Below are 13,546 nucleotides of genomic sequence, written 5' to 3'. Positions count from 1 at the left end.
ATGGGTTCCATCGATGAAACTTAAGTGGGGGGTACGGAAGGGTGTGTCGTCGAGCTAAGGCGTATTACACTGCAAAGCTCGGCTTCGAAAACACTGCATACACGTAACGTAAGTTGCCTCGGCTTCGCATCTCCGCGAGACGTAACTCGCGTCGCGTTATCCGCTAGGCTTTTCGGCGCCAATCGCGATCCGCCATCTTATACTGCATCGCTTTGCACGCTAAGACCACACGTGCGGCTCCATCGGAACGACGGGCCGGTACCGTTGCCATAACTGCAGACTGACGGCTTCAATGCCCGCAGCCGAATGCATCGCAACGTACCTCGCGACCAATCGCCGCGTCCGGTGACCCGAGCGCGCATCCCACGCCCGTTATATTGCCCAAGTAATGCCGCGTCGCTTACTCCTCACCGCCGCCGTCCTCTCCCTCGCCGCCTGCTCCGGCCAAGCCATCACCGGCCTCGACCAGGCCCTCTACAACGCCACGTACTCCGGCCCCGCGACGTTCCACCCCGGCGCCATCCCGGTAAGCGTCCCGCCGAGCCAGGCCTCGCCGCTGACCTTCACCATGACCACCTCCCAGCTCGGCCAGTCCTTCTCCGGCACCTTCGCCCTGACCGACTCGACGACAGGCCAGCAACTCTACGCAGGCAGTCTCACCGGCAAGACCACCAACCTCGGTGCCGACATTACGCTGGTAGTCCCATCCCCCTGCCCCGGCACCCTCTACGGCTCCTTCACGGTCTCGGGCAATGGCAACCTCACGGGCTTTGCCAATGGCCGCGACTGCAACGCGACCTCCGGCTCGACAGCCAGTAACGTCCAGATCACCTTTACCAACTTGGTCCGACAGTAAGGATCGAGATATTTTCAATTCATGACCACCAGACGCATCAGTACTCTCGCGGCCCTCGCGGCCTGCACCTCGCTCGTCGCTCTCGCCGCTTGTGGCGGTGCCGACAGCCGCGACACGGACCGCACCTCGGTCGCCGCCAATCAGCCGACCAGCGTCATGTACTTCGACTCGACCCAGGCCGTCATTCCAGGCGCTGCCGTCGCCGCCGGCGGTGCTGCAGCCGCGCCCAACGGCGCCGAGCTGTTCACCCGATGTGCTGCCTGTCACCAGGCGACCGGACTCGGCGTTCCCGGCGCGTATCCGCCGCTGGCAGGTTCCGAATGGCTGCTCAACAACCCCGAAGTGCCGATCCGCATAGTGCTCCACGGTCTCCAGGGCGACATCACGGTCAAGAACACCAAGTTCAATAACGCGATGACCCCCTTCGGCGACCAGCTGTCCGACGCCGAGATCGCTGCGATCATCAGCTACGAGCGCTCCAGCTGGGGTAACTCGGCGTCCAAGATCACCGCCGAGCAGGTGGCGTCGGTACGCGCGGCAACCAAATCGCAGACCGCCCCGTGGAACCCCGCCGACCTCCAGGGTCTGATCCATAAATAGGTAGGGCGCGGGTTCACCCGCGCCATCTTTACGGGCGCGCGGATCTCCATATGGCGCGCGGTACGCGACCGACCCATGGTTCGCCAGTTCGGGAACCAATCCGCGCCCCCGGGTGACCAACCCGGCATGGTAGCAGCTGCACTGCTGATCTTCGCACAGGTCACCGTCACAGTCACGAATGGCAAGACTTCCCACGCCGACAGCGTCAAGCGTGCGAAGGAGCTCGCACGCCAGGACTCCATGGCGGTGCGCATGGATTCCATTCGCGAAGCTCGCGATTCGTTCCACGTAAAACGTCGCGAAGCGCGCCACATCGACGTCACGCCGCAACTGCTCGCGACTGCATTCAAGGATCCCGCCGCACGCACCCTGCTCGATCGCGCGCGCGCCGCTCGATTCACGCAGGACTCCGCGCTCAAATCATACGACGCCACCACGTACGAGCGCCTTTCAGTCAATTCCAAGATCACGAGCCTCGGCCGCGATCGCTTGTTGTTCCGCACCGAGCGCGCAACGCACATCAAATGGGAGCGCGGCAACGGTGCGCTCGTCGACATCACCGGCGCGCGATCCGCACTCCCGATGTTCAAGGGCGCCGGCGAGACTGACGTCAATCTGGGCAGCGGCAGCGTTCCGATTCCATACTATCCCGGCCGCGAAACTCTCTGGATCGGCTCCGAGGTCGCAAAGGCCGACGCTGATGCAAACGCGCTGATCCATCCACTCGGCAACGGCGCCGAGGCGTATTACACGTACGAGAGCGGCGACTCGGTTTCGTTCCAGCTGCCGGGCGGGAAGACCATCCTCGTGCGCGAGCTGCGCGTGCAACCGCGCACGTCGAGCTGGAATCTCGTTGTAGGATCGCTCTGGTTCGACGTCGCTACAGGACAGCTCGTGCGCGGTGTGTATCGCATGGCCGAGCCGATGGACATGATGTCGGTCGCGAAGGAAGAAGACGGCGAGGATCCGGAGAAGGACATACCCGGCTGGATCAAGCCGATGATTCTTCCGATGACCGGCGGCATCGATGTGATGACCGTCGATTACGGCCTGTACGAAGGCCGTTTCTGGCTGCCGCGCATGCAGACCGCAGAGGGAAAGGCGCGCGCCGGAATCATGCGCTTTCCGTTCGAGCTGCGCCAGCGCTTCGATTACGAGACCGTCAACGCAGATCTGAAAGTTCCGCCGATTCAACTGACTGTTGCAGACACAGCGCACGGCGTGGCTGCACGAAGGGCGCGCCGCGAGGCACGTGACAGCGCGTGCGCGAACGGTGCAACGTATCGCGAGACGACACGCACGTCGCACGAGAATTCGGTCAGCATGCTGGTCCGCGTTCCCTGTGACACCGCATCGCTCGCAACATCGGCGACGCTTCCGAAGTCCATCTACGACAAACCCGATTCGCTGTTCGGCGACGGTGACATCGACGCACTCGTCGCGAATGCGCTGTCGCTGAAGCGTCAGGCAGGAAGCGCGGGATTTGCACCACCGGTGGTGCAGTACGGCCTTCCATACACGCGCTACAATCGCATCGAGGGACTCTCGACCGGTCTGCGCGTGGACGACGACATGGGGAGCGGCTATTCGACTCACGCGATCGGACAGCTGGGATTCGATCTCTCGCCCAACGGCGAGCTTGGCATCTCGCGCACCAACGGTCGCGAGACTTACGGCGTGAACGTGTATCGCCGGCTCAATTCCGCGAACGATCTCGGACGCGATCCGTTCAGTCTGAGCTCGTCGCTTTCTGCGTTGATGTTCGGCCGAGACGACGGCGTGTATTACAGATCGTGGGGCGCGGAGCTGGTGCACGATCAGGAAGAAGGATTGCTCAGCAGCTGGCGTCTCTTCGGCGAGCAGGAGTTCGGTGCGCGCACCAGGACTCACTTCTCACTCGGCGGCAAGCTCGGCGGCGGCTACTTCCCGAACAACATCGACGTGGAGAAGGGAAGCGTCGTCGGACTGTCGCTGCTGAAGCACGGATCGCATGGTGAGGATCCGGACGGACTCAGGCTCTTCTCCAACCTTCGCATCGACGGAGCCGCCGGCACATTCGATTATACCCGTGGCATGGCCGACGTCACCGTCATGCATCCGCTCGCCGGTCCCGTCACCGGCGCACTCACGCTGAGCGGCGGGACGTCGGGCGGGCACGTCCCCGTGCAGCGGCTCTGGTATCTGGGCGGCACCTCCACCGTGCGCGGCCAGGACGTCGGCGCCGCGGTCGGCGACGCCTTCTGGCTCTCGCGCCTGGAGCTCGGCCTGGGCAGCGTCTTCGCCAAACCCGTCATCTTCGGCGACCTTGGCTGGGCCGGCGACCGGCACAGCTGGAACGAGGGGGTGGTCCCCGTGAGCGGGGCCGGCATAGGGGGATCCTTCATGGATGGGCTGATCAGGCTGGATCTGGCCAAGGGGATCCGTCCCCGGGGTGGGGTCCAGGCCAGCCTGTATCTGGACGCCCGCTTCTAGATAGGTTAACCTCAATAGCTGTATTGGAAGTGCCGCAGCTCACACCCAGAGGACCGTATCTCCAAAGAAGATCTGATCGAGCTCGAAGGGACCGTCACAGAAGTCCTTCCGAGTACGTCGTTCCGCGTGACCCTCGACAACGGAGCAGCTGTGCTCGCGACCATCGCCGGCAAGCTCCGCCGCTTTCGCATTCGAATCCTCGAAGGCGACCGCGTGACTGTCGAGGTGTCGCCGTATGATCTCACGCGCGGACGCATAACGTACCGACACAAGGCCTGAGATTCTCGCGGGAATGACGACGTCCGGGGGCGGAATGACCCGGCCTGCGCCCGATCAGAGTCTATCCTCGCGGCTATGCCATAGTCGCAGTACATAGATGCGCGATTCCCTGATCTCGTACCGCACCTCGTAGTCTCCAACCAGCACCCTTCGCACTTCGCGCGGCGCGAACTGCGCAAGCCGCTCTCCGATTCGCTGATTCTGCGTTAGACGAGCAGGTGCATCTACCAGCGCCTGAACTGTACGCGCTCCGGCATCACGATTTCGAATCGCGAGAAACTCATACAGGCGGCTCAGGTCGGACAGCGCCCGCGTGGTCCACTGGATTGTCACCGTTTGCGCGGCGCGCGTTTGGCACGTGGCTGCGCGGGAGTGGCGACAGGAACCGCCAATGGTGTTTCCGAACTGAGGCTTGCAGCCCAGGCGCGCACCGCTTCGTGATCGATCACGCGGGCTGCATCTACATCGGCCAATGCATCGAGCGTCCACTGCCGACGCTCTTCTTCCTGTGCTACCCACGAGGTTAGCGCTTCCTTGACGATCCAGCCTCTCGAGCGCTCGAGACTGTTCGCCAGCTCATCGACTTTCTTCGCGAGCGGGCCCGGTACGTGTGCGGTGATGACCCTGTCAGTCATTTCTCAGCGTCTCCAATCGATTTGAATCAAAATTAATCAATCAAATCGGTTTGGTGAATGACATGGGTCGTCGTCGCGTATTCAAGCCAAGGCGCGGATGCATCCGCGCCCTACCTGCGCAACCATCATTTACGCCTGCGACGCGGCGGTGTTGAATCAATCGCGGTCCGTCGACCCCCGTTTTCGCGGGGATGACGACCTACGACGAGCGCGCTATTCTGCTCTCAGCGCGCGATTCGGATCCAGCCTCGCCGCGCGCCACGCGGGTACCCCGCACGCGATCATCGCCACCGCACCCAGCGTAACAACTACTGCCAGATACGTCATCGCGTCGAGCCGTGATACGCCGAACAGCATCGACACGATTGCGCGAGTAGCGGCGAGAGAGGCCGCCAGTCCGATCGCGATTCCCAGCGCGGTGAGCTTCATCCCCTGACCGAGCACCAGCGTGAGAATACTCTCCGGCGACGCACCCAGCGCCGCGCGAATTCCGATCTCACGCACCTTCTCCGTGACGCTGGACGAGAGTACGCCGTAGATGCCGACAGCGGCCAGCACCAGCGCGACCATTCCGAACGCTTCGAACAAAATGAGCGCGAAGCGACGATCGGCAATGGATCTGTCCACGAGATCATCCATTGTGGCGACGCGGACTACTGGCTGGTTCCTGTCCACGGAGTGGATCGCGTTTCGCACCGTGGGAACGAGCGCCGCCGCGTTGCCGTTCGTGCGCACCACCAGCGTCATGCGATTGTCGACCCAGTGCCACTGCGTCGGCGAGACGTATATCGCGTCAGTCTCTCCATCCGCCAGCGACGATTGCTTCACGTCGCCGACGACTCCGACGATCGTGTAGAGACGTCCGTCGGAAGGACCGAAGCCGAGCCGCTTACCGATGGGATCGTCGTGCGGGAATTCGCGCTTGGCGAACGATTCGTTGATGAGCGCCGCACGTGGCGCACCGGCACGGTCCTCGGCGCCGAGCAATCGCCCGTGCAGTAGCGGAATGCGCATCGTCGCGAAGTACGAAGGCGTCACAGCATATCTGAGCGCCGAGCCGGTGGCGTTCGCGTTGGGATCGTTCTCGAACTGCACACCGTAACCGTCGAACTCGCCGCTCAGCGGCAACTGACTGGTAAATGCAGCAGCGGCTACGCCGGGTATGTGCTGTACAGCCCCGAGCGCCTCTGCGAAGAACTCGTATCTGGCACTGTCCCCGCTGGCACTGTCCTGCTGGAATCGGTGACCCGACTCCTGTACCTGCATCGTGAGCACGTGCGACGGATCGAAGCCGACGTTCACTTCGAGGAGAGTTCTGATGCTGCGAAGCAGCAGTCCAGCGCCGATCAGCAGCACGACCGCGAGCGCGACTTCGGTGACGACGAGTGCCTTGCGTGTGGCTTGATGGCCGCCGGTCGTACGCTGCGACGCCTGCTGCATTCCGAGATTGAGCTCCTCGCGCGATGCACGCAATGCCGGTATCACACCGACCGACAGACCGACAAGAGTCGTCACCACCAGGCCGAACGCGAACACGGCCGCATCCAGTCGAATCACGCCGACACGTGGAAGTCCGGTGGGGCTGAGCGCCACCAACGCTCGCACGCCGAGCTCGGCGACGATCATGCCCAGCGCACCGCCGACGCTTGCCAGCAGAAGACTCTCGGTCAGCAACTGCTGCGTCAGTCGTGTCCGTCTCGCTCCGAGTGCTGACCGCATCGCAAACTCGCCGCGTCGCCGCGCGCTGCTTGCGAGCAGCAGGTTGGTGACGTTGGCGCACGCTATCAGCAGCACAAGGATGACGGCGCCGAGTACCGCGAGGAGGACAGGCCGCACTCCGCTGGTTACGTCATCCTGCAGCGAGTGGACCAGCAATCCACTCCTGAGCGATGCCCATGGGACGCGCGGGAAGTCGCTTCGTGGGGTTCGCGCAATCGCGCTCAGCTCGTCTCTCGCCTGCGCCAGTCCGACACCGGCGCGCATGCGTCCTATCATGCGCAGATGGTGTCCCCACTCGCGGCTGTCAGGCCCGAAGACCGTGTTGTATTGAAGCGGTGCCCATATCTGCACCGACGGTGCAAGGACGTTCTCGAATTTTGCAGGCATCACGCCGATTACGACGTAATCATCGTCGTTCAGTCTTACCGAGCGGCCGATGATGTCGGGATTGGCAGAGAAGCGATTGTGCCACAGCGCGTTGCTCAGGATCACCACACGCGGGCCGTTCTCCCTGTCATCCGCGGATGTGAAATTCCGTCCCAGCATCGGCGACATGCCGAGCACGCGAAAGTAATCTCCGCTCACGCGCTGCCCGTCCAGTCGATCCGGCTCGGCGCGGCCAACCAGTGTTGGTTGCCACGTATTCACGACAGCCATGGCGTCGAACGAGTGGCTTCGTTGCACGAGCTCGCGATACGTGCCGAATGTCACGTCCAGCGGCGCTCCATCGGCGCCCATGTCCGATATCATCGTGATTCGTTTCGCGTCGGGGTAGGGCAGCGACTCGAACAGGATGGGATTGACCGCGCTGAAGATGGCGGTGCTCGCCCCGATGCCGATTGCAAGTGTGACGACTGTGACGACGGTGACGCCCGGATTGCCGCGGAATCGGCGGAATGCGTAGCGCACGTCCGCGAGCATGGTCTCGACGGCGTTCTCCCAGCCGTAGCCGCGGACCTGTTCTTTCACGTTGGTGACTCCGCCTACCTCGATTCGCGCAGCGCGCAGTGCTTCGTCGGGCGACAGCCCGCGGGCGAGGTGTGCTGCGCGCGCGTTCTCGAGATAGTCGTCTACTTCGTCCGCGACGTTCCGATCGGTGGCGGCGCGATTGGTGAGTGCGTGCAGGCCGCGAGTGAGCTGACGCAGGAGCGACATGCTCTCAACCTTCGGCTTTCAGAAGGCGCGCGACGGCCGATGCGCGCCGCGTCCAGTCTTCCGTCTCCACGCCCAGTTGCTTGTGACCCGCCCGCGTCAGCGAATAGAACTTCGCGCGGCGCGAATTTTCAGTCTGCCGCCACTCCGCATCGAGCGCCCCGCTGCGCTCGAGTCGCTGCAGGGCAGTCAGCAGCGATCCCGGATTGACCTTGAACGTATCCCTCGAAATCTGCTCGATCCGGCGCGCGATCCCGTAGCCGTGCATCGGCTGCAGGCTGAGCGTCTTGAGGATCAGCATGTCCAGGGTCCCCTGGATCACATCGGTATTCGGCTCCTGCACGGACGGCTCCTGTGCGAGTCATGTGCAGGATATGTGGATATGATATGATTGTCAAGATGTGACAATCAGAGGATGACGATCAATAGAACCGTCATCCCGCGACGATATGATGACGTTGCCAATCCTTTGCAGGCGTAAACGATGGTAATCCCACGTAGGGCGCGGATTCATCCGCGCCTGGCCCATTCAGGTGCAATCGAAATTGGATGAACGACGATGTGGATGAACGACGATGTGGATGAACCGCGATATTGTCGAACGTCGTCGCGTTATCAGTCGTCATTCCCGCGAAAGCGGGAATCCATGGCCGACGTCGACATGATGTTGTTCCAGTTCGCAGGTGTCAGAACCGGTCACTGATCCGGGACAAAGACCGCAGTTTGATCCCTCGTCCGCCGAAGGCGACTCCTGCGAACTTGAATTCCATGCCTCACGCCTCGTCCATGGGCCCCCGCTTTCGCGGGGGTGACGTTCCTTCGGCGGGATGACGACATTCGGCGTTCATGGCGACGTTCACGAATCCGACATTCGATAACGTTGACGTCGATGCAATTCCACATTCACCCAATTCCCATCACGCGTAAATGGGCCAGGCGCGGATGAATCCGTCGAACATCGGATTCCGATCGCACCGAACGGGGCCAGGCGCGGATGAATCCGCGCCCTACGCGTGCGTACCATCGTTTACGCGTGCGAGGCTACATCTCCTGTTCAGTCGGCCGGATCAGCATCTCGTTGATCGCGACACGCCGCGGCCGCGTCACCATGTACGTGATCGCATCGGCGATGTCGTCCGCGTGCAGCCGCTCGATGTTCGCCAACCGCTGCGCGGTCTGTTCGCGGATCTCCGGGCGCAGGTGACTGGTCAGCTCCGTGGTGACAGCACCCGGCTCGACCAGTGCGACGCGCACGTGGCGACCCGTAACTTCCTGCCGCAGCGACTCGCTGAACGCACCAACTCCGAACTTGGTGAGGTTGTACACGCCGGAGCCGCGGCGCGCCACACGCCCCGCGACGGAGCTGATGTTGATGATATCCGCAACACGGCGCGGTCCGATCTCCGCGGCCTTCAACAGATGCGGCAGCGCCGCGTGCGCAGTGTAGAGCAGGCCGAGCACGTTGAGGTGCACCATGCGCTCCCATTCCTCCATCGGCGCGTCCTCGATGGGGCCGAGCAGCATCACGCCGGCGTTGTTGATGACGATGTCGAGCCGGCCAAGGTCGTGCACGGTCGTCTCGACCATCGCCCGTGCCTGTATCGGGTCGGTGACGTCGGTCTCGTGAATGAGCGCGCGTCCACCCGCTTTCGTGATTTCGTCCGATAATTCCGCCAGCCGATCGACTCGGCGCGCGGCGAGCGTTACAGCGGCACCGGCGTTGGCGAGAAAACGAGCCGTCGCCGCGCCAATGCCGCTGCTGGCTCCCGTTACGAGTGCGACTGTTCCATCGAGAGGTCGTGACATCAAATCATCCTGCTGTTCATGTGAAGTGTGCCGGCGACGCTCTCCCTTCGGAAAAGGCTAGCTCGTCGCCGTCATTTTATCGCGCCGGGCTTACCGGCGATTCGACGAAGGATACCAGTCTGGCCAGCGTGATATGCCTGATGCCAACATACCGTGCTGAGCAGCGAACCGATGGTTTCATCGGGGTTGCCCGTCGGGCTCCTCGGTGCCGGCGCTGCGAGCGTCTCGGCTGAGAGACCAGCGAGTCCCGCGTCCACACGCATGCAACATTCATCCCATGCAGCTGTGAGCTCGGATATGTCCAGCGCCTCCGTGCCATCAAGCATTGGCGCCGACCCGCGATTGTAGCGTTGGATCACGCTGCTCTCGATTACGGGCTGCTGGCCGAGCAGCGGCAGCACCTGATGGTACACCGCGAGCAGATGGCCGACCACCCAGTTGAGGCAATTTCCTGCTGGCTGCGGCTGGATCAGTGACTCGGATTGCGTGACTCCCTCGACGTTCAGCTTGACGACCTGATGAACCATCCCCGCCTGGTGGCGCAGGACGTCCGTCGTGATCGAGAGAGGGGCGGAGCGTGCTGTCATGACTGTGTCTGGTGTGGGTTGGAGGATCGCGCATGCAGGTCGGCGAGGTAGCCGGCGAGGCGATCGAAAGTGCTGCTCCAGCCGCCGTCGTGGCCGTCACGCGAAGCAACGGTGTCGAAGCCGGTCTGGTGAAGCGTGAGCTCGGTCCGGTTTCCGCGATCGGCGAATGTGAGTGTGACGTGAGTTTCCACGCCGGGTGTGCCGTCTGCGCGCAGCCACGTGTGAGTGAACGAGAGCCGCTCGGGAGGAACCACTTCGGTGTACACACCCTGCAGCCAGTGATCGACCCCTTCGGGCGAGCGCATGCAGACCCTGTACTCGCCGCCGGGCCGTATCTCGGATTTGACAGTGGTCACCGTGAATCCAACCGGCGCGTTCTCCCATCGCTCGAGATGCTCGGGATCGGTCCACGCCTGGAACACGAGCTCGCGCGGCGCGTCGAAGAAACGCGTGATGTGCAGTTCCGGTCCAGTTGTCGCCGGCGCGCTGAGTCCAGTGCTATCTGCGCTTGCGGACATGTCTCTTCCCCTTGTGTTGGATGGTCTTGAGGTAGTTATCCAGCGCGTCGAAGCGCGCGTCCCAGAAGTGGCGATACTGTTCGACCCAATCCGCTATTTCCCGGAGCGGGCCGGCTTCCAGGCGAGCCGGCCGCCACTGCGCGTCGCGTCCTCGCGAGATCAGTCCGGCGCCTTCCAGCACCTTGAGATGCCGCGAGACCGCGGGCTGGCTGATGGAGAACGGTTGGGCCAGCTCGCTTACCGACGCCTCTCCCGTGGTGAGGCGCGCGAGGATTGCGCGCCGGGTGGGGTCGGCGAGGGCCGCGAACGTGGCGTCGAGACTGGTTGAGTTCTGGAGCATATATAAAAAGGTCGTTATATAACTGCATGATTATATACATGCGATCCCGAGTTCCGTCAAGGGCGCGCGGAGTCCGTCCCTACTCCTGCTGCACTTAGCGAATTCACACGGAGTCCGTCCCTACTCCGTCCCCACTCCGTCCCTACTCCGTCCCCACTCCGTCCCCGGCAGTCGGATAGCCCCATGTGCAAGATCCAGCAGCGCCGGCGTCTCCATGCAGCGACACCTTCGACTGGAGACCGATCCAATGCGTACCCGACTGACCCTGGCGCTCGTCCCGATCATGGCCGTGATGATGGCTGGCATCTGGCTCACGCTCCCCGCCACCGCTGGCGCACAGGGGGTGCTCATACCGCGTTGCGGGAATGGCGGCGAGTGCATTCCGCTTCCATGCCGGACCGACGTCCCATGCGCTCGGCCGCTTCCATGGAACGCCGCGGTGACGAGAAGCGCGTCGCGTGTGACGGTGACACTCGGCGATGGCGTGCTGCACTACGAAGTGGACGAGATGTTCGTGAATCACGGCGGACGCATCGGCGAGGCCGATTACGTATTTCCGCTGCCGCACGACGCTGCCTTCAGCGATCTCAAGCTCTCCATCGATGGCGAGCTCGTGAGCGGCGAGACGATGGATGCGCAGCACGCACGATCGATCTACGAGGAGATAGTGCGCCGTCAGCGCGATCCCGCCCTGGTTGAATGGATGGGCTACGGAATGCTTCGCACGCGAATATTCCCGATCCTGGCGGGTGAATCGAAGCGTGTGGTTGTGCGGTTCGATCAGGTCGCCGAGCGCGAGGGCGACGCGCTGCGCATCGATTACACGATGGGCGGACCCCTGGGCCGTCGCCCCCGAGTGATCGTGCGCAACATCAGGGCCGTCGACGCGGACGGTGCGGACGACAGTGCGGGATCGACGTTCACACTCAGGTACGCCGCCAGAAGCAATTATGGAGCGCCATACTCGCCCACGCACGAGCTGACACTCGCGTCGCGCGACGGGATGAACATCGTGACGGCGCGCGGCGACGCACCGGCGCTCACTCTGCTGGTCCCCGCAGGACGCGCAAGTGGAAAACCATCGATCACGCTTCTGGCGAATGGCGACGGACGCGACGACGGCTTCGCGCTGATCAACGTGGTTCCTCCGGCGGCATCGACGGACGTCACGCCGCGCGACATAACATTCGTTCTCGACGTGAGCGGATCAATGGCCGGCAGCAAGATGGAGCAGGCGCGTGCAGCTGGGCGGCAGTTGCTTTCGTCACTCAATTCGCGCGACCGATTCCGGCTCATCGACTTTTCGACGGATGTGCGAAGTTTCCGCGACGGCTTCGTCCAGGCGACTCCATCCAACATTCGAGCGGCGCTCTCGTATCTCGCGTCGCTCTCGGCGGAAGGTTCCACGAATATCTCCGGAGCATTGTCCGCAGCCCTGCGCCGCGGCGATGACGGCGATCGATCTGACAGGCTCGAGATCGTGCTCTTTCTCACCGATGGCCAGCCGACGATCGGCGAGACGCGCGCTGACGCGATCGCGGCGGAAGCAGGCCAGCTGCGCGGGGATGCGCGCGTGTTCACGTTCGGCCTCGGTGGCGACGTGAACGCTTCCTTGCTGGAGCAGCTCGCACTGCAGGGACGCGGCACCGCGCAGTTCGTGCGCCCGTCGGAAGACGTCGAGCGCGCGGTAGCGGTGGTATCGCAGCGGCTTGCGAATCCGGTCGCAACCGATGTGCGTGTTTCGTCGGATGGAGTACGTCTCAGCAGGATTCTTCCAGGCTCGCCGATCGATGTATTCGCGGGACAGAACATCGTGATTCTCGCGCGCTATTCCGGATCCGGCTCGGCGACCCTGCACTTCGATGGCGACTCGCCGCACGGGGCGGTGCACTGGACTCAGCGTGTGACCTTTCCGCGGAACGAGCGCAACAATTCGTTCATCGGCCGCCTGTGGGCGACCCAACGCATCGGATACCTGAGTGCGGAGCGTCGGCGAGTTGGTGCGAATCCCGAGCGGACAACGAGATCCGGTCGCTGGGCGAGAAGTTCGGGATTCCAACCGAGTTCACTTCGTATCTCGTTCAGGAACACGCACGGTCATCTCCGGTTGGAATGACGCTGAGCGCTCCCGTCAGCACCGGCAACGCGCTCAGCCAGGTGGTCGTGACTGGCGTGGCCGCTTCTGCGCCCGCTGCTTTCGAGCAGGCACGGAAGGCAACCGCGCAGCGTGCGGCCACCACTCTGGCGGCAGCGGATGCTGCGAGCGCGGCGGGTGCGGTCGACACTGCAGGAGGTGCAACGCGGCACATCGGCGATCGCACATTCGTTCTCGCAAACGGGATCTGGTCCGACACGCGCGCTGCCGCTGCACTCAAGGACAGCAGCCTCACAAAAGTGCGCGTCCAGTCCTTCTCTGCGGCATATTTCAGGGTGCTGGACATCGTCCCTTCGATCAAGCCAATGCTCGCCCTCGGCGATCACGTCATCGTGATCGGGCGTGGGGTGATGCTGGAAGTCGGTCCGGACGGCGTGACAGATCTCAGCGCGCAGGACGTTGCCGCGCTGCGCGCCGGCTGGTGAGA

The 13,546-nt window shown here is 63.2% G+C and carries 14 protein-coding genes; 6 read left to right on the top strand and 8 right to left on the bottom strand.

Annotation, left to right across the window (positions count from 1 at the left end):
* Positions 1-388 precede the first annotated feature (388 nt).
* From V4529_16370 to infA, 4 genes are all read left to right on the top strand, one after another.
* Positions 389-856, top strand: coding sequence for a hypothetical protein (locus tag V4529_16370; protein ID MES2359915.1), 468 nt, complete (start codon positions 389-391; stop codon positions 854-856).
* Between the two features lie 21 nt (positions 857-877).
* Positions 878-1,456: a cytochrome c gene (locus tag V4529_16365; GenBank protein ID MES2359914.1), complete on the top strand. Its 579-nt coding sequence runs from the start codon at positions 878-880 to the stop codon at positions 1,454-1,456.
* Between the two features lie 126 nt (positions 1,457-1,582).
* The gene (locus tag V4529_16360) at positions 1,583-3,928 is read left to right on the top strand and encodes a hypothetical protein (GenBank protein MES2359913.1); all 2,346 of its coding nucleotides are present in this window, start codon (positions 1,583-1,585) and stop codon (positions 3,926-3,928) included.
* A 57-nt stretch (positions 3,929-3,985) separates the two neighbouring features.
* Entirely contained in the window at positions 3,986-4,207 is a 222-nt protein-coding gene (gene infA / locus V4529_16355; GenBank protein ID MES2359912.1) for a translation initiation factor IF-1, read from the top strand.
* Positions 4,208-4,261: 54 nt separating this feature from the next.
* On the opposite strand, the gene V4529_16350 is transcribed toward infA, so the two are convergent.
* The 8 genes from V4529_16350 to V4529_16315 all read right to left on the bottom strand — a co-directional run bounded on the left by V4529_16350 (position 4,262) and on the right by V4529_16315 (position 10,964).
* Entirely contained in the window at positions 4,262-4,540 is a 279-nt protein-coding gene (locus tag V4529_16350) for a type II toxin-antitoxin system RelE/ParE family toxin (GenBank protein MES2359911.1), read from the bottom strand.
* A complete protein-coding gene (locus V4529_16345) occupies positions 4,537-4,842 on the bottom strand; it encodes a ribbon-helix-helix domain-containing protein (GenBank protein MES2359910.1) in 306 nt (101 codons plus the stop codon). The genes V4529_16350 and V4529_16345 overlap by 4 nt, the downstream gene beginning before the upstream one ends.
* 213 nt (positions 4,843-5,055) lie before the next feature.
* On the bottom strand, positions 5,056-7,716 hold the full coding sequence (locus tag V4529_16340; protein MES2359909.1) for an ABC transporter permease: 2,661 nt from the start codon (positions 7,714-7,716) through the stop codon (positions 5,056-5,058).
* A 4-nt stretch (positions 7,717-7,720) separates the two neighbouring features.
* Positions 7,721-8,056, bottom strand: coding sequence for a PadR family transcriptional regulator (locus V4529_16335; GenBank protein ID MES2359908.1), 336 nt, complete (start codon positions 8,054-8,056; stop codon positions 7,721-7,723).
* Positions 8,057-8,754: 698 nt separating this feature from the next.
* Positions 8,755-9,519, bottom strand: coding sequence for an SDR family NAD(P)-dependent oxidoreductase (locus V4529_16330; protein ID MES2359907.1), 765 nt, complete (start codon positions 9,517-9,519; stop codon positions 8,755-8,757).
* A gap of 71 nt (positions 9,520-9,590) precedes the next feature.
* Positions 9,591-10,106, bottom strand: coding sequence for a DinB family protein (locus V4529_16325; GenBank protein ID MES2359906.1), 516 nt, complete (start codon positions 10,104-10,106; stop codon positions 9,591-9,593).
* On the bottom strand, positions 10,103-10,624 hold the full coding sequence (locus V4529_16320; GenBank protein ID MES2359905.1) for an SRPBCC domain-containing protein: 522 nt from the start codon (positions 10,622-10,624) through the stop codon (positions 10,103-10,105). The genes V4529_16325 and V4529_16320 overlap by 4 nt, the downstream gene beginning before the upstream one ends.
* Positions 10,605-10,964 (bottom strand): metalloregulator ArsR/SmtB family transcription factor, encoded by a 360-nt coding sequence (locus V4529_16315; protein ID MES2359904.1) that lies wholly within the window; start codon positions 10,962-10,964, stop codon positions 10,605-10,607. Before V4529_16315 ends, V4529_16320 begins: the two co-directional genes overlap by 20 nt.
* A 247-nt stretch (positions 10,965-11,211) precedes the next feature.
* On the opposite strand from V4529_16315, the gene V4529_16310 reads away from it, so the two are divergent.
* Positions 11,212-13,080, top strand: coding sequence for a VWA domain-containing protein (locus V4529_16310; protein MES2359903.1), 1,869 nt, complete (start codon positions 11,212-11,214; stop codon positions 13,078-13,080).
* Entirely contained in the window at positions 13,077-13,544 is a 468-nt protein-coding gene (locus V4529_16305; protein ID MES2359902.1) for a hypothetical protein, read from the top strand. The genes V4529_16310 and V4529_16305 overlap by 4 nt, the downstream gene beginning before the upstream one ends.
* Positions 13,545-13,546 lie beyond the last annotated feature (2 nt).

The organism is Gemmatimonadota bacterium (assembly GCA_040388625.1).
Taxonomy (GTDB): Bacteria; Gemmatimonadota; Gemmatimonadetes; order Gemmatimonadales; family Gemmatimonadaceae; genus Fen-1247.
The sequence above is the reverse complement of the archived record's forward strand: the minus strand, read 5'-3'. Positions and strand labels throughout refer to the sequence as shown.